This is a genomic window from Mesoterricola sp. MK458, assembly GCF_055384935.1.
Map to the genome: position 1 here is coordinate 2149440 of NZ_AP045075.1, position 20827 is coordinate 2170266.

The following is a 20827-nucleotide window of genomic DNA, read 5'->3' on the forward strand; positions in this document are numbered from 1 at the left end:
GTTTTCCCCATAGGGCGCTATCGTTGAGTCCGGAGGTCCCATGCTCGCCGCCTACCGTATCCACGCAGCCGAACGCGCCGCCCTCGGCATTCCGCCCCTTCCCCTGACCGCGGACCAGACCCTGGCCCTGGTGGGCCTCCTCCAGCAGCCTCCCCAGGGCGAGGAAGCCGCCCTCCTGGAGCTGCTCATCCACCGGGTGCCCGCGGGCGTGGACGAAGCGGCGCAGGTCAAGGCCGACTTCCTGGCCAAGGTCGCCTGGGGCGAGGCCAAGAGCCCCCTGGTGAGCCGGGAGAAGGCCACGGAACTGCTGGGGACGATGCTGGGCGGGTTCAACATCTCGCCGCTCATCGCGCTCCTGGACGATCCGGCGGTGGGCGCCATCGCCGCCGAAGGCCTCAAGAAGACCCTGCTCATCTTCGACTACTTCGACCAGGTGAAGGCCAAGGCCGACGCGGGCGGCGCCAACGCCAAGGCGGTGCTGGCCAGCTGGGCCGAGGCGGAGTGGTTCACCTGCCGGCCGGAGGTGCCCCGGAGCCTCACCGTGACCATCTTCAAGGTGCCCGGCGAAACCAACACCGACGACCTCTCCCCGGCCCCCGACGCCTGGAGCCGCCCGGACATCCCGCTCCACGCCCTGGCCATGCTCAAGAACCCGCGCCCGGGCATCGTTCCCGACGAACCCGGAAAGCTGGGTCCCATGAAGCTCCTGCAGGAGCTCCTGGCCAAGGGGCATCCCGTGGCCTACGTGGGCGACGTGGTGGGCACGGGCTCCAGCCGCAAGTCGGCCACCAATTCCGTGCTCTGGTGGACGGGGGCCGACGTGCCCTTCGTGCCCAACAAGCGCTTCGGCGGCGTGTGCCTGGGTTCCAAGATCGCGCCCATCTTCTACAACACCATGGAGGACTCCGGCGCCCTGCCCATCGAGATGGACGTCTCGGGCCTGGAGACCGGCGACGTGGTCGAGCTGCGCCCCTACGAGGGCAAGGTCCTCAAGAACGGCCAGGAGGTGGCCGGGTTCAAGGTGAAGTCCGAGGTGCTCTTCGACGAAGTGCGCGCCGGCGGCCGCATCCCGCTCATCATCGGCCGGGGCCTCACCGCCAAGGCCCGCAAGGCCCTGGGGCTCGCCCCCTCCGGCCTCTTCCGCCCCAACCCCGTCCCCCCCGCGTCCAAGCGGGGCTACACGCTGGCCCAGAAGATGGTGGGCCGCGCCTGCGGCCTGCCCGAAGGCGAGGGCGTTCGCCCCGGCGCATACTGCGAGCCGCGCATGACGACCGTCGGCAGCCAGGACACCACGGGCCCCATGACCCGCGACGAGTTGAAGGACCTGGCCTGCCTGAGCTTCTCGGCGGACATGGTCATGCAGTCCTTCTGCCACACCGCCGCCTACCCCAAGCCCGTGGACATCAAGGTGCACCACACCCTCCCGCCCTTCATCACCAACCGCGGCGGCCTGTCCCTGCGGCCCGGGGACGGCGTGATCCACACCTGGCTGAACCGCCTGCTCCTGCCCGACACCGTGGGCACCGGCGGCGACTCCCACACGCGCTTCCCCATCGGCATCTCCTTCCCCGCGGGTTCGGGCCTGGTGGCCTTCGCCGCCGCCACGGGCGTCATGCCCCTGGACATGCCGGAATCCGTGCTGGTGCGCTTCAAGGGTGAGATGCAGCCCGGCATCACCCTCCGGGACATGGTGAACGCCATCCCCTACGAGGCCATCAAGCTGGGCCTCCTCACCGTGGAGAAGAAGGGCAAGAAGAACGTGTTCTCGGGCCGGATCCTGGAAATCGAAGGGCTGCCCAAGCTCAAGATCGAGCAGGCCTTCGAACTGACGGATGCCTCCGCGGAGCGGTCCGCGGCCGGCTGCACCGTGAAGCTCGACAAGGAACCGATCCTCGAATACATGAACTCCAATATCACCCTCATGAAGTGGATGATCGCCAACGGCTACGAGGACCGCAACGCCCTCGAGCGCCGCATCCGGGCCATGGAGGCCTGGGTCGCCAAGCCCGAGCTGCTGGAGGCGGACCGGGACGCGGAATACGCCGCCGTCATCGAGATCGACATGAGCGCCATCAAGGAACCCCTGCTGGCCTGCCCCAACGACCCCGACGACGTGAAGCCGCTGTCCGCGGTGGCCGGCACGAAGATCGACGAGGTCTTCATCGGCTCCTGCATGACCAACATCGGCCACTTCCGCGCGGCCGGCCGGGTCCTGGAAGGCCAGACCGACATCCCCACCCGCCTGTGGATCGCCCCGCCCACCAAGATGGACGAATTCGTCCTCATGGAGGAGGGCTACTACAGCATCCTGGGCCGCACCGGCGCCCGCATGGAGACCCCGGGATGTTCCCTGTGCATGGGCAACCAGGCCCAGGTGAAGAAGGGCGCCACCGCCATTTCCACCTCCACCCGGAACTTCCCCAACCGCCTGGGCATCGACACCCAGGTGTTCCTGGGCTCCGCCGAGCTCTCCGCCGTCTGCGCCCTGCTGGGCCGGATCCCCACCTCGGCCGAGTACCAGGCCCAGGTGGCCACCGTCAACAGCAAGGCCAGCGACATCTACCGCTACATGAACTTCGACCAGATCGCGTCCTTCCGGGACGTGGCGGATACCGTAACGGTCTAGTTCAAAAGGTTCTTGAACCAGCCCGGCGTTTCCTTGGTCCTGTCGGCGAGTTCCTTGCCGAGCAGGGCCACCACGCCCTGGTGGATGCCCAGCTCCAGGAGGGCCTTCACCCGCTCCGGGGCGGGCTGGGCGGAGGTGGCGGCCAGGGAGGCGTCGATGGCCTCCCGGTCCCGCTCCAGCATCAGCTCCAGGACCTCCCGCCGACGCTCGCCCGCTTTTTGCCGCGTGAGGCCCATGGCGGCGATCTTCCGGTTGATCACGGTCTCGTCGAAGGCGGTCATGGCCTTGGTGCCCCGGCCCTTGGCCAGGCGGTTCTGGAGGTCCTCGACGTTGTCGGTGGCGTACTTGGAGATCTGGGAGGTCCAGTCCAGGGCCCGCTCCAGGAGGCCCAGGCGCACCAGCAGATCGAGGATCAGGTTCACCTGGGCCACGCCCTCGTCCTCGCTCTCGCTGCCGCGCTCGTACTGGTAGCTGTACTCCAGGGCCTCCAGGGCCAGGAGCATGCACTGGCGCTCGTTCCTGGGCAGGGTGGGCCACAGCGGGAGGATGGCCTGGAGCGACCCGGCCAGGGTGCCGCCGGGGTCCGCCTCGGGGGGCGGGGGCGGCGCCAGGCGACCCTGCTGGTCCTGGAGCACGGCCAGCTGGAGGGTGGCCACCTCGGCCTGCACGGTGCGGAGCCGCACGTCGATGAGCTCCCCGTGGGCGAGGTAGGGGTTCGCGTCGGCGGCCAACCGGAGCTCGACGCCCCGCTGGCGGCCCTTGCCCCGGATGACCTCCAGGGCGGCGGCGGCCTCCTGGAGGAGCCCGTCCAGCCGTTCCGTGGCCTCGGCCAGCTCCGCCGAGGTGCGGCTTTCGGGCTCGGGGGGCGGCGCGGCGGGGCCGTCCATCTCCCGGTACAGCCACCCCAGGCGGATGGCGAGCCGGGCCAGCCTGCCGTGGTCCATGCGCTTGCTGGGCAGCAGGGCGATGAGAAGGGCGGCCAGGTGGATGGCCACCGCCCCCCGCAGGTCCAGGTCCCCGTCGGGCACCAGCTTGCGCAGCGAATCCAGGACCACGCGCTTCTCGATGGAGATGTCCATGAAGACGGAACGGGCCTCGTCGAGGCTGCCGTCCAGCTTCTCCGTGTCCACCCGGTCGGCCAGGTCCGCGAACAGACAGGAGGGGCACTGCCAGACCCGGTAGTGGTGGGGCACCACGTCGGTGACGAGGCCCCGCAGCCAGCGGTAGGCGGTGACGTGGCGGTCCGATTCCCGGCTGGCCACGGTGTACAGCCTGGGATTGGCCACCCGCAGGGGCACCTTCTGCTCGCAGGCGGGGCACGGGATCGTCTTGGTGAGAAGCGGTTCGTCGGCCATGGGGGATCCCCGGATGAGGCCGCCATGGGTCAGGCACGCCTGCCCCGGCGGGATCGGGCCGCGTGATGGTTCAAGGTCGATATGGGTTTTGGTGGCGATCCGATCGCTCCGCCCAAACCTATCGGAGGACCGGATGGGAGGATGATAGGGCCGAAGGCCGGAAAATTCAAGAAAGCAGGGCCACCGCGGCGTCCCGGGCGTCCAGGCTGGGGGCCTTGCCCTGGAAGAGGCGGCCTGAGCCTCCTCCCCGGCCCCCCAGGAGGGCCGCCAGCTCCCGGCCCCGGGCGGGAACGTCCAGGGGGGAGGCCTCCCCCGCGGTGAGCAGGAAGAAATGCCTGCCCTCCAGGGTGGCGGTGAGGAACACCGCCTTGCCGGGGGCCGAGGCGGCCAGCTGACGACCGGCACGCAGGAGGAAGGCCGCGTCCCGGCCCTCGAAATGGTGGTCCGCCACGACGCCGGGGCGGGCGGCCAGCGCCTCCGCCACCCGGTCCGCCAGTTCCTCCTCCAGGGCCCGGGCCTTGCGCTCCAGGACGCGCACCTGCTCCAGCTTGCCCTCCACGGCCGCCGCGAGGCCGGTGTCGGGGGCCCCCAGGAGGGTCCGCAGCGCGGCGTTGCGCGCCTCGTGGGCGGCCATGCGCCGGCGGGCGCGCCCCCCGGCTGCGAAAAAGAGGCGGGTGCCGCCCCGCAGGCTCTCGGCGCCCAGGAGGACCACCGCCTCCAGTTCGGCCGTGGAGCGCAGGTGGGTGCCCCCGCAGGTGTTGGTGTCCACCCCCTGGATGGTGACCAGCCGCACGTCGCCCGTGAAACCCTCGGGCAGGCCCCGGGAGCGCACCTTGAGGCCCGGCAGGTCCTCCGGCTTCACCCGCGCCGCCTCCACCGGGCGGGCCGCGCGCACCTCCGCGGCCACGGCGTCCTCCAGGGCCCGCAGGTCCTCGGCGCCCAGGGCGGCCACGCCCAGTTCGATGTCGCAGACCTCCTCCCCCAGGTGGAACGCCCGCGTCTCCCAGCCGAAGCGGTCCTGGGCCACCGCGGTGAGCAGGTGCTGGCCGGTGTGCTGCTGCATGTGGTCGAAGCGGCGCTCCCAGTCCAGGCGCACATGGACGGGGCCCGGGGCCGCGGGGGCCTGGAGGTAGTGGCGGATCTCGCCGTCGCGCTTCTGGACGTCCAGCACCTCGGCTCCGCCCAGGGTGCCCCGGTCCGCGGGCTGGCCTCCCCCTTCGGGGTAGAGCACCGTGTCCGCGAGCACGGCGAAGGGGCGCCCGTCGTCCCCGGCGCGCAGGACCGCGGTGTCCAGCTCCGTGAGGTAGGGGTCCCGTTCGTAGCCGGCCAGGTCGCTCATGGGGAAAAGGGTACCATGGGTGATAGGATGGCCAGATGAACGTGCTCGCCCTGCTCTTGTTACTCCTGGCGGGCGCGCTGGCCGGCTATGCCTCACGCCTCAACGAGAAGGCCATTCTTCTCAACCGGGCGGCCACGCGCTACGCCATCGGCTCCCTTCTCTTCATCATGGGGACCCGCCTCGCCCGCTCCCGGGAGCTTTTCGCCCGGGATCTGGGGGTGCTGGCGGCCGCCGTGGGAAGCAGCCTCCTCCTGGTGGCGGTCTTCTTCCTGGTGTTCTGGGCCGCGTCCAAGGCGCGCCGCGGTCCCGCCAGCGAGCCGGAGTCGAACGGCGGGGGCGGCGGCCACGAGCTGGCCGCGGTGGCGGCGAACGTCGCATGGATCGCCCTGGGCGCCGCCGCCTTCCTGGTCCTGCCCGCGAGGGTCTCCGCGGACCTGCCCCTGGAGGCCGTGGCGGACTGGCTCCTGCGCATCCTGGTCGCCATGATCGGCTTCGACCTGGGCGCCGACCTCCACCGGTTGAAGGTGAAGGACCTGCCATTGCCGCTGCTGGTCCTGCCCTTCCTCAACATCGCCATGTCCCTGGGTTGCGGCGCCGTCTTCAGCCTGGTGCGCGGTATCCCCGTGCGCGAGGGCCTGCTCCTGTATTCGGGGCTGGGCTGGTACTCCCTCTCGTCGGTGCTGATCGCCCAGAAGGGCCTGGTGGTGATGTCGCTCCTGGCCTTCATCCACAACCTCACCCGGGAGCTCTTCGCGATCCTGGCGGCGCCGGTGGCCGCGCGCGTCTCGCCCTACCTGCCCATCCATATCGGGGGGGCCACCTCCATGGACGTGATGCTGCCCTTCGTCCAGCGCTACTCGGGGCGCACCTTCACCCTCGTCTCCGTCTATTCCGGGATCGTCTGCAGCCTCGCGGTGATCCCCCTCGTACGCATCCTCCTGGGGTCCTGATGGCCAAGCGCATCGAACGCGTGAACAAGTCCGTGAAGGAGGTCCTGGAGGACCTGGTGGAAGGGCACCGGGAGGCCGCGCTCACGGGCCCCGCCGGCGCGGCCCGGTATCTCCTGCGCACCCTGGAGGGCCAGCAGTCGCTGCCCAACGCCGTCAAGGCCGTGGCCTTCGACCTCCTGGCGGAGGCCCGGGCCCAGGCCCAGGACTGGGAGGGCGTCGAGGAGGCCCTCCAGGGTTTCCTGAAGAACCTCCCCGAGATGGAGCCGGCCCTGGGCCACGGCTACCGCCGGGCCCTGGAGGCCACCACGGCCCTGGAACGGGGCGTGCAGGCCCGCACGGAGAGGGCCGATTTCCACGGTGCCCTGGAACTGTGCGAGATGGCCATCGCCCTGGACCTGGGCGCGCACTGGCACGCCAAGCGGGACAGCCTGGAGTGGGCGAAGTAGCCGGAGCGGCCGCGCTACCCCAGCGCCGAGGCGTTGGCGAGGTAGGCGGCGGCGGCGATGGACTCCACGCTCCGGGTGGAGCCGGTGTCCCCGGACAGCAGGGCTTCCACCAGGCTCGTCGAATCCTCATCCAGCGCCGGGGCGCCCTTGGGGGGCGGCCCGCCCTGGGGGCCCTTGGCGGCCTTGGACCGCACCTCCTCGACGGCGGCAGTGGCCGCGTCGAGGTCGCCGGATTCCAGGGCGGTGCCGATGGCCTTGAAATCACTGGGGATCTCGCCGTTCTTCCCCATCTTTTCCACCATGGACTGGTAGGCCTTCCGGGCCGAATCCAGGTCCCCCGAGGAGATGCTCGAGGCCAGGGAGGCCAGGTCGGTCTGGAACGGATCCGTCCCGCCGGCGGCCGCGGCCTGCTGCCCCGCGGCGGAAAGGGTCAGGAGATCCGTGGCGCCGGTGCTGGTGCCGGTGCCGGACTCGTCGTCCGGGGACGTGTCCGTCAGGCCCAGCAGGCGCTGGAGATACAGGGCCGAGAGGCTCGACGTCCCCGTTGCGGTGATGTTCATGGTTCCCTCCTTGTGGAAGCGGACACGGTCCGCCTCGACCCATTGCAAACCTCCCGCCAGGTACCTTCGGCCGGAAACGGGCACGGCGAAAGGGTTTCCGGGGAACGGCCCCCCCGCGCCGCCGGATCGCGCCTGGGGGGGGGCCGACGGGAGGGGCGTTCCCGCGGCGCCGCGGCCGCCGGCCGGGGAAGGCCATCCAACATGAATCAATATTTAATTTAAAAGCGCCATGCACATTCCGCAGCGTCCCTCCGGGGGCGCCCGCATCGGCCGGATCCCCCGGCCGGAACGCCCGCCGGGGCCCCGTCGACGCCGGGCGGGACGAATCCGCCGTTGGGCGGCGGCAGCCGACGGTTTGCCCAATTCGCTGTTTTCATGGATGCTGGGCCATCGGCCCGAACCCAGGGAAACCCATGCGGCAGGAACGGATCAGCACGACCCTCCTCAGGCGCGTCACCGGTCGCGCCAACCTGGCCATCATCCTACTGGTCGGGGGAATGTTCTGCCTGTTCCGCTTCACCCTGGGCCCGCCGGGGGTCTCGGTGTCCGAGATCGTCTTCCCCTTCGTCCTGCTCCTGGGGCACTTGGCCCTCGCTCCCCTTCCCTGGCAATGGACCGGCGACGACGCCCCCATGGCCGGACTGGGGAGGGGGATCCTGCAGTCCCTCCTCTTCAACGCGGCCTGGGTGGCCCTGGTCCTGGGCGTCCACCAGCTGGCGAGCCCGCCCCGGCCGCCGCGCCCGGGCGAACCTCCCCCCAGGGAGGGCCCCCAGGCCCCGGACCGCTTCGACCCCGGCCGGGGCCCCCGGACGCCGCCCATCCTGGGTCTGGCGCTGGTGAACGTCTCCTTCGCCCTGGCCTTCGGGTGGGTCTTCGCCGACAAGGAGGCCACCGAGGCCCGGGAACGCAGCATGGCCGGCCTTCTCCGCCATTCCAGGTCCCGGGCCCTGCAGAACCAGTTGGAGCCGCACGTCCTCTTCAACGCCCTCAACGGGCTTTCCGAGCTGGTGCACGACGACCCCCTGGCGGCGGAGGAGATGATCGCGCGCCTGGCGGACCTGTACCGCATGCTCACCCGCCACTCCGAAGCCGACTTCGTGCCGCTCCTGAAGGAACGCCTGCTGGTGGAGGCCTACCTGGCCATGGAGGAGATGCGCCTGGGGGAGCGCCTCCGGGTCGAATGGCTCTGGCCGGCCTGGGCTGATGCGGTGGTGCTGCCGCCCCTCTTCCTCCAACCCCTGGTGGAGAACGCCATCAAGCACGGCATCAGCCCCTGCGGGGCCGGCGGCGACCTGCGGATCTCCTGCGCCCGGGAGGGCGGGTGGGTGGCGCTGGCCGTGGCCAACACGGGCATGGCCCTGGGTTCCGCCCCCCGTCACGGCGTGGGCCTGGCCAACCTGGAAGCCCGGCTGAACCTTTGGATGGAAGGCGCGGGTGCGTTCACCCTGGCCCAGGACGGCCCCTGGACCGTCGCCGAAGTGCGGTGGAAGGAGAAGGCATGAGCCGATTGCGCGTGGTCGTGGCGGAAGACGAAGCCCTGAGCAGCAAGCGCCTGGTGCGCCTCCTCCAGGAGGCGGGTTGCGAGGTGGTGGCCACCTTCGCGGAGGGCGGAGGCCTCGCCCAGTGGCTCCGGCGGCCCCAGGACGTCGACGCCCTGTTCCTGGACATCCACATGCCCAACCTGGACGGGCTGGCCATCCTGCGCTCCGTGGAGGGCCGCATGCCCGCGGTGCTCACCACGGCCTTCCCCGAGCATGCGGTGGAGGCCTTCGATTCCGAGGCCACCGACTACCTCCTCAAGCCCATCACCGCCTCCCGGCTGGAGCGGGCCCTCAAGCGCATCGAGGCCCGCAAGGGTTCCGAGGTGCACGCCCTGGCCGCCCCCGCCCCCCACCCCGGCCCCCTGCGCTACCCGGTGCAGGCCGGAGAGGGCATCGTGCTGGTGGACCTGGCCCGCACCACCCACTTCGAGGTGGACAACGAGGTGGTCTTCGCCCACGCCGGCGCGCGCATGCGCACCCAGTGGACCTCCCTGGGCGAGGTGGAGGCCGCATTCCCCGCCGCGGGCCTGCTGCGCATCCACCGGCACCTCCTGGTGCGCCCCGAGGCCGTCATCGGCCTGCGCCCCTCCTCAGGGGGCCGGGCCATCGTCCGCCTGGCCGGAGGCGGCGAACTGGAGGCGAGCCGGGGCGGCGCGCCGCGGCTGCGGGAAAGGCTGGGGCTCTGACTGGTTCTTGGCCGCCGTAGGCACACTTGCTTCTTTTCCCAGCGCCCCAGCGAGCACTCTGCGCCCCAGCGTTTGAGCTTTTCGATGGTCCTTCCGATCCGATCCGGCCGAGCCAGGGACAAAAGGCAGGAATTGTTGCCCCTAGAGAACGCCCCGGCGCCGCTGGTCCAGTTCGATGGAATCGTACAGCGCCTGGAAGTTCCCTTCCCCGAAGCCCATGTTTCCCCGGCGCTGGATGATCTCGAAAAAGAGCGGGCCGATCTGGTCCTCGCTGAAGATCTGCAGCAGGTAGCCGGAGGCGTCCCCGTCGACCTGGATGCCCAGGGCCTCGATGTCCGCCAGGTCCTCGGTGACCTTGTAGCCGCCCTTCTCGATGCGGCCGGGCAGGAGTTCGTAGTAGGTGCGCGGCACCTCCAGGAACTGGAACCCCTGGGCCCTGAGCACGGCCAGGGTCTCCTGGATGTTGTTGGTGGACATGGCGATGTGCTGGACGCCCTGGCCCTTGTGGCGGTTGACGAACTCCTGGATCTGGCTCTTCTCGTCCGTGGGCTCGTTGATGGGGATGATGACCCGCCCGTTGGCGCTCTGGACGACCTTGGAATTGAGGCCCGTGCCCAGGTGCCCGCGGATGTTGAAGGTGCGCGTCACGGTGAATCCGAAGACCCGCTCGTAGAAGTCCACCAGGGGCTCCATCTCGCCCGGGCCGACGTTGTTGGTGAGGTGGTCCACCCGCACCAGCCCGGGTTCGCACAGGGGCAGCCCCGGGTCCGCGTGGAGGAAGGGCCAGAAGGGCTCCACCTCGCCGGTGCGCTGCACCAGGTAGTTCAGCACGTCCCCCACGCCCTTGATGGCCGCGAAGCGCAGCGTGCCGCCGCCGTGGTGGTGGGTCTCGGGTTCGAGCATGACCTTGGCCCCGCTGGCGCGGGCCGTGGCCAGGGCCCGGTCCAGGTCGGCCACCTGGAAGTTCAGGGCGCAGACGCCCTCCCCGTGGGCGTGGAAGTAGCGCCCGGCCCAGTGGGTGTCGTCGGCCTCGAGGATGAGCACGTCCATGCGGTTCTGGCGCAGGTGCACGAGCCGGCCCCAGGGGGCCTTGCCCGAGGCCACCCGCGAAAAGCCCAGGCGGCGGTAGAGGGGCTCCAGCCGGTCCAGGACACCGGTCATCTGGAAGTGGTCGATGCGCTCGATGCCCAGGGGGTTCGTGGCGACCCGGCCGGTGGGGGTGGAAAGGGCGAAACTGGTCTTCGACATTCATGACTCCGTGCGGAGGAATCCAGGATCATAGCAGCCTGCAAAGAGATTGAGACGGATTCGCCGCGGAGATTTTTTCGGCGCTACACTGCTGGAACCCACGCCCCCCCGCCCAGGTGAATCCATGAAATTGACCAACGAATCGAGCCTTTTCCCCCTTCGCAAGGGGCGGATCACCCGCCAGGCGCATGTGGACCTGCCCGAGGGGACCTTCGAGGAGGAATTCGCCCGCCAGGGGTTCTTCGGACGCACGAGTCACCTGTACCGCACCCACCCCGTCACCGCCTGGAGCCGCATCGAAGGCCCCCTGCGCCCCCGCAGCTACGACCTGAACCGGCTCGCCCCCGCCGCGGGCCCCTTCGAGCCCGTGTGCTTCCTCCGCAACGAGGACGTGGCCCTGCACTGGGTGGCCGCGGGCGCCATGGACTTCTTCTACCGCAACGCGGACGGGGACGACGTCTACTACATCCACGCCGGCGGCGGGCGCCTGGAGACCACCTTCGGGGTGCTGGACTACGTGCGGGGCGACTACCTGGTGCTGCCCCGGGGCACCACCTACCGGTTCCTGCCCTCCGCCGGGCCCCAGGCCTACCTGCTCATCGAGAGCGCCGGCGAGATCACCATCCCCGATCGCAACCAGCTGGGCCCCAACGCCATCTTCGACCCCGCCATGATCGACACCCCGGAGCTGGAGCCCCCCGCCGAGCCCGATAGGGAATGGGCCGTGCACATCAAGCGCCGCAACGCCATCACCCGGGTCTACTACCCCTTCAATCCCAACGACGTGGTGGGCTGGAAGGGCGACCTCACGGTCTGGCGGATCAACGTCAAGGACATCCGCCCGGTGGTGAGCCCCCGGTACCACCTCCCCCCCAGCGCCCACAGCACGTTCCTCGGGCGCAATTTCGTCATCTGCACCTTCCTGCCCCGCCCCTTCGAGGAGGAGCCCGGGGCCATGCGGGTGCCCTTCTACCACTCCAACATCGACTACGACGAGGTCCTCTTCTACTCCGACGGCCATTTCTTCAGCCGGGAAGGGATCGGTCCCGGGATGGTCACCTGGCATCCCCAGGGCATCCACCACGGCCCCCACCCCAAGGCCATCCCGGCCTCCCGCCTGAAGGACCGCACGGACGAAGTGGCCGTCATGGTGGACGCCTTCCACCCCCTGGAAGCCACGCCCGAAGCGGCCGCCGTGGAGAACGAGGCCTACTGGAGCAGTTGGAAATAGGACCCGCTCGCAGGTTCCATCGCTTCGTGAGAGAATTCCGATCCGTTCATTTCTGTCGGGTTGGAGGCATCGTGGAGAACCGGAACATCCTGATCGGTCTGGGGACCGGGCTCGTGGCAGGCTTCCTGCTGGGCTACGGGACGGGCGTGTATTTCACCACCACCAGCGGCCACACCCATCCCCCGGCGCCCGCCGCCGCGGCCCCCGCCGGCATGCCCCCCGCGGGAATGCCTCCCATGGGCATGGGCCAGGTGGACGCCTTCTCCCGCATCGCCGCCACCAAGGCCGCCCTGGAGCGCAACCCCAAGGACTTCGACGCCCTGGTCATGCTGGGCAACGACTACTTCGACACCCACCAGCCCCAGCTCAGCGTGGACGCCTACGCCAAGGCCCTGGCGCTGGATCCCAAGAACCCCAAGGCCCCGGACATCCTCACCGACCAGGGCGTCATGTACCGCGAGCTCAAGGCCTTCGACAAGGCCCTGGCCAACTTCAAGCAGGCCGGCAAGCTCGATCCGAACCACCTGCCCAGCATGCTGAACATGGGCATCGTGTACGCCACGAACCTCAACGACAAGGCCGCCGCGCGCAAGGTCTGGGCGAAGATCATCGAGATGGCCCCCGACAGCCCCCAGGCCCAACAGGCCAAGCAGTTCATGACGAGCCTGTAGGAGGCTGTCCCCGTATTATTCGGCCTCGCGACGGTGCCTGGAAGCCCGATAATCGGGCGCAAGGCCCGCAGGAAATATAGGTTATATTTTCAAGGGACTTGCACACGAGAAGCGGGCTTCCAGGCACCGCCCTCCGGGTGATGGCAGCGGCCACGGCAATCCCGCGTTACGCTCGTCGAACGATTACCCGAATCGCTCTCCTCGCGTGCCTTGTCTTGCCATGGCCGGTGCCATCATCGCGGGGCCGAAGAATACGTGGACAGCCTCCTAAAGCACCTGCCGCCTCCCCGCCAGCCGCCAGGCCTCCGGGAGGTCCTCCCGTTGCAGCGCCAGGTGGATCGCCCGCTCCAGCCCCTCCGCGTCGCGGGGATCGTCCCGGAGGGCCGCGGCGTGGCCGGGGTCGGGCAGGTCCGCGGAGTTGGCCAGGCGGCCCAGGTCGTTGCCCGTGAGGATCCGGCTGCGCTTGAGGACGTCCGGCAGGGCGTCGTAGCCGATGGGCCGGCCCGCGGGCTTCGCCACCTGGAGGATGGCGTGGCCCGAGGCCCGGGTGTAGAAGGCCCCGCCGTTGCGCCCCACGAGGTCCAGGCGGTCCGGATGCAGGTCCAGGCAGTCCTCCCGCACGTGGAAGGCCAGGACCTCCCCGATGAGCATCAGGCCCGACCCGGGGCCTGAGCCCAGTTCCACCTCCCGGTGCAGGCGGCATTCCATCTGGAAGGGCGACTCCCCCACCAGGGCCGGCGCCACGAACCGCGCCGGCAGGGGCGTGAGGCCCGACTTCACGAACTCGTCCACGTCCCCGGGGTAGTCGGCGCTGGCCACGTTCATCTGCTGGAGCATGGCGAAGCTCACCGCCGCGATGACGAATTCGCCGGTGGCGGTGGCGTTGCGGTAGGTGTCCTTCACCGTCCCGTCCCGCGCGCGGCGGTTGGGGGCGAAGGCCACCATGGGCGGGTTGCTTCCGAAGGCGTTGAAGAAGCTGAAGGGCGCCAGGTTCCTTTCCCCGCGCCCGGAGACGGTGCTGGCCAGGGCGATGGGCCGGGGCCCCACGCCGCCCGTGAGCAGGGCATTGGTGGCGGTGGGAGTCAGGTCCTCCGGCAGGATCGTCTTCACGGCAGCGGGCTCCGGGGCCCCAGGGCCACCAGCTCCGGCGGCAGTCCGATGCCCTCGGCCCGGGCCACGGTGTTCTCCAGGCGGCCCAGGCCCTGCACCTCCATTACCACGAAATCCCCTTCCTTCAGCCACAGGTTGTCGGTGACCTTGGAGCCGTTGAGCTCCAGGAGGCACCCGGTGCCCACGGTGCCGCTGCCCACCACCTCGCCGGGGTTCACCTGCACGCCGTAGGAGGTGCGCTGGAGGATCTGCGCGAAGGTCCAGTTCATGGAGGAGGCCTCGCCGTCGCTGAGGAGCCGTCCGTTCACCGAGGCCGTCATGCGCGCCTGGAGCACCCGCCCCTGGGGCGTGGGCTCCAGGGGGAGCTCGTCGCACGTCACCAGCCAGGGCCCCAGGCTCGTGGCGAAATCCTTGCCCTTGCACGGGCCCAGGGAGAGCTTCATCTCCTCCATCTGGAGGCGCCGGGCGCTCCAGTCGTTCATGACCATGAAGCCGAAGATGGCCGCGTCGGCCTGGGCGAGGGTGGCGTTCTTCAGGGGGTACCCGGTGACCACGGCCACTTCGAGTTCGTAGTCCAGGCGGTCCAGGTGGTGCTCCTGCACCTCCACGGGGCCGGGACCCGTGACGGCCTGATGGTTCGTGAAGTAGGTGACGGGAAACTGGTCGAACTCGGGGATCATCTCCAGCCCGCGGTTGCGCCGGGCGGTGGACACGTGCTGGCGGAAGGCGTAGCCGTCCCGCATGGAAAGGGGCCGGGGCACGGGCGCCAGGAGCGTCACCTGTCCCGCGTCCAGGAAGGCCGCCGCGGGGGCCTTGGCCGCCAGGGCCCGGGCCAGGGGCATCAGCGTGTCCTGCTTGCGGATGAGGGTGAGCATGTCCACGGCCAGGCGCTTGTCGGCCGCATGGAAGTCGAGGATGCGCCCGCCGCCGGTGACGGCGCCGATGCGCTCCTGGCCGTTGTGCAGAAAGGTAACCAGCTTCATGGACACTCCTGGGCAAAGTCTAGACCAGACTGAGACTCACGGGCAGTCGAAATCGCCGTCCGCGGCCGTGGTACAGTTCCCTACCCCCTTGTCCGGAGATGCCCGTGGCCGCGCCCCCTGTGGAACCGTCCCCCCTGAACCAGATCATCCAGCCGTTCATCGACCTGGTGCACGCGCCCCGGGCCCTGTGGGCCGTGAACCTCCTGAGCTTCCTGGAGGGGTTCGTCTACTTCGGGATGGTCATCTACCTCCACATGTACTTCAACCAGTACGGCGGCCTGTCGGATCCCAAGGCCGGACTTATGGTGGGCTTCCTCACCTGGGGCATCACCATCTCCATGCTGTTCTTCGGCGGCCGCGCCGACGCCTGGGGCCTTCGCCGGACCTTCATCGTGGCCCTGTGCATCATGTTCGCCGGGCGCGCGCTGCTGGCCCTGGCGCCCTACCTGGGGCTGCGCGGCGGCGGCTTCCTGACGCCCTTCGCGCTGACCGGAGCCCTGGCCATCACCCTGGTAATGACGGGCTACGGAATGTGCTACCCCGCCGGCTACGCGGCCATCCGCAAGTTCACCACGCCGGCCACCGCCGGCATGGGCTACGCCATGCTGTACGCCGTGATGAACCTGGGCGGGTGGCTGCCCACCTTCATGACGCCCGTGCGCACCCACTGGGGCATCCGGGGCGCCTACGTCTTCTACGCGGCCGTCACGCTGGTGAGCCTGGCGGCGCTGATGATCCTCTTGAGCCGCCGGACCGAACGGGAGGCCCTGGCCGCGGGCCTCGCGGCCCAGGAGGCGCCCCCGGCACCCGCCGGCGCGGGGCCCTCGGGCGGCCTCATGCACTGGCTGCGCAACCACCCCTTGGCCGACCCGAAGTTCTCCTTCTTCATTTTCTGCCTGATCCCCGTGCAGACCCTGTTCGCCTACAACTGGCTGCTCTTCGCGCCCTACGTCAGCCGGGCCTTCGCCGGCACCTGGGTGGGCACGCACTTCGAGGCCGCCAGCAGCCTGAACACCCTGCTGGTCTTCGTGCTCTGCCCCGTGGTGGCCGCGCTCACCACCCGCGTGAAGGTCTACACCATGATGATCCTGGGCACCGCCGTCATGGCCAGCCCCACCTTCATCCTGGCCCTGGGCCCCACCCCGGCGGGCCTCCTGGCCTACATCGTGCTGATGAGCATCGGCGAGGCCATGTGGCAGCCCCGGTTCCTGCAGTACGCCGCGGAGATCGCCCCCGAGGGACGCACCGGCGCGTACATGGGCGTGGCCCAGTTCCCCTGGTTCCTCACCAAGATGCTGGTGAGCTTCTACGCCGGCACCGCCCTGGCCCGCTGGTGCCCCGAAGGCGGCCCGGGGCGCACCGGAACCATGTGGCTGGTGTTCGGCCTGGTGTCCATGGTCACCACCGTCCTGCTGATCCTGGCCAGGGGGTGGCTCGGCAAGGATTTCAAGACCAGCCACAACCCGGGCAATTAGCCGGCGGCTGCGGGAACTCCTTTCGATCTGGAACCATGTAACCCCTTGGGGCCGCGCTCGAACCCCAGCCCGCAGGGCATGGCCCCGCCCTGCCCCGAGGACTTCAAGCCATGCGTTTCCACGATTCGACCCGCCGACACCGGGCGGCCCTGCTCGCGGCCCTTCTGGCGCCGGGGGCGCTTTCCCTGCCCGCCATGGATCCGGTCCCTCCCGGCCCCAAGGCCCCGGAGGCAGTCGGCGATCCCGCGACCGAAGCGCTCATGCGCGCCCTTCTTGCGGATCTCAAGGACTTCAAGCTTCCCGGCCGCGGCACGGAAACGACCGCGCCCCCCGTGGGCGGAGTCCTCACCGACCTGACGCTGCGGGGCCTGCACCTGCGGGCCGGGGCGGACCTGCGCGGGGCGGACCTGCGCGGGGCCGACCTCCGGCGCCTCGACCTGCGCGGCGCGGACCTGCGCGGCGCAGACCTCACCCTGGCCCAGCTGGGAGGCGCCAACCTGACCGGGGCGAAGCTGGAGGGCGCCCGCCTCTTCTGCGCCGACATCGGCGGCGCGACCGGCCTCGACCTGTCCGGCACCCGGCGCCATCCCTTTTTCGAGGTCGGGCAGGACGAGGAGATCGGGCACGTGAAGACGCTCCATCTGGGCCAGCCTGGGCTGGAGGACCGGGGCCCGGTGCGCAACCTCGCCTGTGACCTCGATGGCCGCATCTTCTGGTCCAGGGGCGACGATCCGACGCTGGAGAACGTCTCGGGCACCGGGCTTTTCCACGCCATGCCGGCCAATGGTGACACCCGTCTCCATGCCGTCGTCACGGACAGCCTGGGACGGCTGTGGACCGTCGGCGACCAACTCGTGGGCATCGCCCAGACGGGGGACGGCGCGGCCGTCACCGGCGCCCCCATCCGGTTCTCCACCTGGAAGAAGGACGTTCCGACCCCGCCCAGCCAAGTGGTGGCCGGGTCCGACGGTGACGTGTGGATCTCGCTTTCCGACCGGGCCTGGTGCGTCAGCCACGATATCGCCAGGGGCACGTTCTCGTTCCGCAACCTGGGGTACCGCCGCGTGTCCGAGGCGGCCGGATCCCTGGCGGTGTCCAGCCCCCAGGGCACGGAGGTGGCCTTCGCCATTCCCGAGCATGGCGCGATCCTCTTCCATCGGGGGCCGACGGAAGAGCCGTACTCCTTCGCGCTCCCCCCGGGAAGCCGGCCCCGGCGCATGGTGCAGGGTCACGGTGGCCGCATCTGGTTCGTCCAGACCGGGACGCCCGGCGTCGGTGAAATCGCCCCCAACGGCAAGGCATGCAGGGTGCATGTCCTGGACGGAGCTAGGCCCCAGCCGCACGGGATCGCTCCCGGTCCCGACGGCTGCATGTGGTTCACCGACACGGCCGGGGAACGCATCGGGCGCATCGCTTCCGGCGGCCCCATCACCTGGTTCCCCCTTCCCAAAGGCAGCCGGCCCCTGGAAATCGTCCCAGCGAGGGATGGCCGCATGCTCTTCACCCTGGAAGGGCGGAACGCCATCGGCTCGATCCGCGCGGCGCTGCGCGCGGCGACGGTGCTGGACCCGGGCCACGCCGATCACCTGGCCCGGGAAGCCGCCGAGTCCAAACAGGACGAACGGAAGGCCCCGGCCCTTCCCGCGAGCCGTGAAACCAGCTCCTCGTCCTCCTCCTGGGAGGTGCCCACCTACCAGCCCCGGCCGGTCACCACGGCGAAGACGCTGAGCCGGGAGGAACGCCACGCCCTGCACCAGCGCCGCGTCGAGGCGGCCGAAAAGGCGCTCCTGGCCCGCCTGTCCATCGAGCCCAAGGAGGCGCCGGCCCCCGGCCCGGCCACACCCCCAACGGACGAGCTGGACGGCCTGCTGGACCTGTTGGAAACCCAGGATGTGCTCCTGACCCCCGGCGCGGTCCGGCACAGCCTGGTCCGCCATGGCGGCGCCCCGGACGCCAACGGGCGGTGGGCCGCGAAATGGATGGATCCGCAGGCGCTGGCGACCCTGGTCGCCCGGGGAATGCTGGGTTCCGGAGCAATCGCCCGGGTGACCGCGCCCGACGGCGGCTTCCAGACCGTCTGCGAAAGCCCGGAGATCGTGGGCACCTACCGGGACCGCCTCGGCGTCCACCCCACCCGGTGGTTCCGGGTGATCACGGAGCGGCACCAGGTGGAGGGCCAGGAGCTCCAGATCGTCATGACCGCCTACCCCATCGCCGAGCACTGGCGGTAGCGCCCTTTTTATCCGGGTAAATTTCTTGCACGGGTTTTTTATCCGGGTAAAATCGTCCCAGACCTCTGGAGACGCCCCGTGGAAACCCCCATCCCCCTCACATGCACCGCGTTCCTGGGCACCCGGCGGCTTGCGGCGGGTTCCCTGGCCACGGTGGCCGTGGCGGTGCGGCGCGCCCTGGAGGCCGACCCTCGGGGCCAGGCCCTGGTGTTCGACGACGCCGACGGCCGGGTCATCGACCTGGACCTGCGGGGCACCGAGGCGGACCTGCTGGCCCGCCTGGCGCCGCCGCCGGAGCCGCCCCGGGGCCGGGGCCGTCCGAAGCTCGGGGTGGTGCCCCGGGAGGTGACCCTGCTGCCGAGGCACTGGGAATGGCTGACCGCCCAGCCCGGCGGCGCCTCGGTGGCGCTGCGCAAGCTGGTGGAGGAGGCCCGCCGCGCCGGCAAGGACGCGGATCGTCGGCGCTCCGCCCAGGAGGCGGCCTACCGGTTCATGGCGGCCCTGGGCGGCGATCTTCCGGGCTTCGAGGAAGCCACCCGAGCCCTGTTCGCCGGGGACGCCGCCCGGTTCCAGGCCCAGGTGGCCCCGTGGCCCGGGGACGTGCGACAGCACGCGCTGGTCCTGGCCGGCCCCTGCCTGGCGGGATTCAAGGGAGGAAACGATGAATCAGACGTTTGACCGCAAGGCCGCCCTGCGCGCCTACAAGGAGCGCAAACCCAGGCCCGGCATCTACGCGGTCCGGCACATCGCCTCGGGCCGGGCCTGGGCCGGCGCCGCCAAGGATCTGGACACCACCCGCAACGGCCTCTGGCACACGCTGGAGGACCGCCGGCACCTGGACAAGGGCCTGCAGGCCGCGTGGGACCGGCATGGGGCGGCGGCCTTCGACTACGTGATCCTGGAGGTGCTGGCCGAGGACCTGGCCCCCTTCGTCCTGAAGGAGACCCTCAAGGAACGCCAGGCGGCGTGGGCGCGGCGCCTGGCGGAGGAATAGGAGGCTGTCCAAGTATTACTCGACCCCGCGACGGCGTCTGGAAGCCCGATTATCGAGCGCAAGACCCGCAGGAAATATAGGTCATATTTTCAAGGGGCTTGCACACGAGAAGCGGGCTTCCAGGCGCCGCCCTTCGGGTGATGGCAGCGGCCACGGCAATCCCGCGTTTCGCTCGTCGAACGATTACCCGAATCGCTCTCCTCGCGTGCCTTGTCTTGCCATGGCCGGTGCCATCATCGCGGGGCCGAGGAATACTTGGACAGCCTCCTAGAACGAGAAGGGCCGCACGAAGTGGCAGGTGTAGCCGCCCGGGTGCTTTTTCAGGTAGTCCTGGTGGTAGTCCTCGGCGGGCCAGAAGGTCGTGGCCTCGGCGATCTGGGTGGTGATGGGGCGCTTCCACTTCCCGGAGGCCTCCACCTCGGCCTTGACCTTCTCGGCGGTCTTCCGCTGGGCCTCGTCGTGGTAGAAGATCGCCGAGCGGTACTGGGTGCCGATGTCGTTGCCCTGGCGGTTGGGGGTGGTGGGGTCGTGGATGGTGAAGAAGAACTTGAGGAGGGCTTCATAGGTGGTCTTCGTGGGGTCGAAGGTGACCTCGATGGCCTCCGCGTGGCCGGTGGTGCCGGTGTGGACGTCCTCGTACACCGGGTTTCGCGTGGTGCCGCCGGTGTAACCCACGAGGGTCTTGATGACCCCGGGGCGCTCCCGGACCAGGTCCTCCATGCCCCAGAAGCAGCCCCCGGCGAGGGTGGCCACCTCCCGGGGAGATGGGTTCAACCCGAATAGTGGCAGGTATTTGCCATAGCCCCTGGCCTCCATGTCCGCCACCGGCACGAAGCGCAGGGAGGCGCTGTTGATGCAGTACCGCTGCCCGGTGGGGGCCGGCCCGTCGTCGAAGACGTGGCCCAGGTGCGAGTCGGCGTTCTTCGAGCGCACCTCGGTGCGCACCATGCCGTGGCTCACATCCCGGCGCTCCACCACCTCCCCGGGTTCCAGGGGTTTGGTGAAGCTGGGCCACCCGCAGCCGGAATCGAACTTGTCCTTGGAGGAGAAGAGGGCCTCCCCGGACACCACGTCCACGTATATGCCCTCCCCCTTGGCGTTCCAGTACTCCCCGGTGAAGGGGGCCTCCGTCCCGGCCTCCTGGGTGACCCGGTACTGCTCCGGGGTGAGGATCTTCTTGAGCTCTTCCTTGGTCTTTTTGCCGCCCTGCTCCACACGCGCCTCCCTTTCCTTCGTTCCCGTTCCATGACCGCCCGACAGGCTCACCGCTCCCAGGGCGCCGAGCCCCACCAGGATGACCCCCAGCAGTACCGCGTTTCTCGTTCCCATGGCCAGCTCCTCGTCCTTGGGGTGCCCGATAGGGTTCCATTGTGACGGGATC

18 protein-coding genes are annotated in these 20827 nt (G+C 69.9%); 11 read left to right on the forward strand and 7 right to left on the reverse strand.

All coding sequences use genetic code 11. From position 1 onward, the window contains the following. Positions 1-40: 40 nt before the first annotated feature. A complete protein-coding gene (gene acnB / locus ACZ5LB_RS09470) occupies positions 41-2626 on the forward strand; it encodes a bifunctional aconitate hydratase 2/2-methylisocitrate dehydratase (protein WP_464605947.1) in 2586 nt (861 codons plus the stop codon). On the opposite strand, the gene ACZ5LB_RS09475 is transcribed toward acnB, so the two are convergent. After that, positions 2623-3981, reverse strand: a complete 1359-nt coding sequence (locus ACZ5LB_RS09475) for a DUF2225 domain-containing protein (RefSeq protein WP_464605948.1) — start codon at positions 3979-3981, stop codon at positions 2623-2625. The genes acnB and ACZ5LB_RS09475 overlap by 4 nt on opposite strands. 166 nt (positions 3982-4147) lie before the next feature. Next, positions 4148-5320, reverse strand: coding sequence for an alanyl-tRNA editing protein (locus tag ACZ5LB_RS09480; protein WP_464605949.1), 1173 nt, complete (start codon positions 5318-5320; stop codon positions 4148-4150). Between the two features lie 35 nt (positions 5321-5355). Here ACZ5LB_RS09480 and ACZ5LB_RS09485 point away from each other — a divergent pair, with 35 nt between their 5' ends. Both ACZ5LB_RS09485 and ACZ5LB_RS09490 read left to right on the forward strand, forming a co-directional pair. Further along, entirely contained in the window at positions 5356-6270 is a 915-nt protein-coding gene (locus ACZ5LB_RS09485) for a LysO family transporter (RefSeq protein WP_464605950.1), read from the forward strand. Beyond that, positions 6270-6716, forward strand: a complete 447-nt coding sequence (locus ACZ5LB_RS09490; protein WP_464605951.1) for a hypothetical protein — start codon at positions 6270-6272, stop codon at positions 6714-6716. Before ACZ5LB_RS09485 ends, ACZ5LB_RS09490 begins: the two co-directional genes overlap by 1 nt. A 14-nt stretch (positions 6717-6730) precedes the next feature. Here the strand turns inward: ACZ5LB_RS09490 and ACZ5LB_RS09495 are convergent, their stop codons facing one another. Then, positions 6731-7276, reverse strand: a complete 546-nt coding sequence (locus tag ACZ5LB_RS09495) for a hypothetical protein (RefSeq protein WP_464605952.1) — start codon at positions 7274-7276, stop codon at positions 6731-6733. 413 nt (positions 7277-7689) lie between these two features. Here ACZ5LB_RS09495 and ACZ5LB_RS09500 point away from each other — a divergent pair, with 413 nt between their 5' ends. Together ACZ5LB_RS09500 and ACZ5LB_RS09505 are read left to right on the forward strand one after the other, a co-directional pair. After that, entirely contained in the window at positions 7690-8778 is a 1089-nt protein-coding gene (locus ACZ5LB_RS09500; RefSeq protein WP_464605953.1) for a sensor histidine kinase, read from the forward strand. Next, positions 8775-9503, forward strand: a complete 729-nt coding sequence (locus ACZ5LB_RS09505; RefSeq protein ID WP_464605954.1) for a LytR/AlgR family response regulator transcription factor — start codon at positions 8775-8777, stop codon at positions 9501-9503. Before ACZ5LB_RS09500 ends, ACZ5LB_RS09505 begins: the two co-directional genes overlap by 4 nt. 141 nt (positions 9504-9644) lie before the next feature. Here ACZ5LB_RS09505 and hppD read toward each other — a convergent pair whose 3' ends face one another. Further along, complete coding sequence (gene hppD, locus ACZ5LB_RS09510; RefSeq protein WP_464605955.1) at positions 9645-10751, reverse strand: 4-hydroxyphenylpyruvate dioxygenase; 1107 nt, start codon at positions 10749-10751, stop codon at positions 9645-9647. Positions 10752-10875: 124 nt separating this feature from the next. Between hppD and ACZ5LB_RS09515 the strand changes: the two genes are divergently transcribed. Together ACZ5LB_RS09515 and ACZ5LB_RS09520 are read left to right on the forward strand one after the other, a co-directional pair. Next, positions 10876-11982 carry a homogentisate 1,2-dioxygenase gene (locus tag ACZ5LB_RS09515; protein ID WP_464605956.1) on the forward strand — a complete coding sequence of 369 codons (1107 nt, stop codon included), beginning with the start codon at positions 10876-10878 and terminating at the stop codon, positions 11980-11982. A gap of 71 nt (positions 11983-12053) precedes the next feature. After that, on the forward strand, positions 12054-12653 hold the full coding sequence (locus ACZ5LB_RS09520; protein WP_464605957.1) for a tetratricopeptide repeat protein: 600 nt from the start codon (positions 12054-12056) through the stop codon (positions 12651-12653). 267 nt (positions 12654-12920) lie between these two features. On the opposite strand, the gene ACZ5LB_RS09525 is transcribed toward ACZ5LB_RS09520, so the two are convergent. Together ACZ5LB_RS09525 and ACZ5LB_RS09530 are read right to left on the reverse strand one after the other, a co-directional pair. Further along, positions 12921-13763 carry a flavin reductase family protein gene (locus ACZ5LB_RS09525; RefSeq protein ID WP_464605958.1) on the reverse strand — a complete coding sequence of 281 codons (843 nt, stop codon included), beginning with the start codon at positions 13761-13763 and terminating at the stop codon, positions 12921-12923. Beyond that, on the reverse strand, positions 13760-14746 hold the full coding sequence (locus ACZ5LB_RS09530; protein ID WP_464605959.1) for a fumarylacetoacetate hydrolase family protein: 987 nt from the start codon (positions 14744-14746) through the stop codon (positions 13760-13762). Before ACZ5LB_RS09530 ends, ACZ5LB_RS09525 begins: the two co-directional genes overlap by 4 nt. A gap of 104 nt (positions 14747-14850) precedes the next feature. Here ACZ5LB_RS09530 and ACZ5LB_RS09535 point away from each other — a divergent pair, with 104 nt between their 5' ends. The 4 genes from ACZ5LB_RS09535 (at position 14851) to ACZ5LB_RS09550 (ending at position 19446) form a co-directional block, all read left to right on the forward strand. Then, a complete protein-coding gene (locus ACZ5LB_RS09535) occupies positions 14851-16221 on the forward strand; it encodes an MFS transporter (protein WP_464605960.1) in 1371 nt (456 codons plus the stop codon). Between the two features lie 110 nt (positions 16222-16331). Then, on the forward strand, positions 16332-18452 hold the full coding sequence (locus ACZ5LB_RS09540) for a virginiamycin B lyase family protein (protein WP_464605961.1): 2121 nt from the start codon (positions 16332-16334) through the stop codon (positions 18450-18452). 78 nt (positions 18453-18530) lie between these two features. Beyond that, positions 18531-19130, forward strand: a complete 600-nt coding sequence (locus ACZ5LB_RS09545) for a DUF2239 family protein (RefSeq protein ID WP_464605962.1) — start codon at positions 18531-18533, stop codon at positions 19128-19130. Then, positions 19114-19446, forward strand: coding sequence for a GIY-YIG nuclease family protein (locus ACZ5LB_RS09550; protein ID WP_464605963.1), 333 nt, complete (start codon positions 19114-19116; stop codon positions 19444-19446). The genes ACZ5LB_RS09545 and ACZ5LB_RS09550 overlap by 17 nt, the downstream gene beginning before the upstream one ends. A 267-nt stretch (positions 19447-19713) precedes the next feature. Here the strand turns inward: ACZ5LB_RS09550 and ACZ5LB_RS09555 are convergent, their stop codons facing one another. Further along, positions 19714-20775, reverse strand: coding sequence for a bifunctional methionine sulfoxide reductase B/A protein (locus ACZ5LB_RS09555; protein ID WP_464605964.1), 1062 nt, complete (start codon positions 20773-20775; stop codon positions 19714-19716). Positions 20776-20827 lie beyond the last annotated feature (52 nt).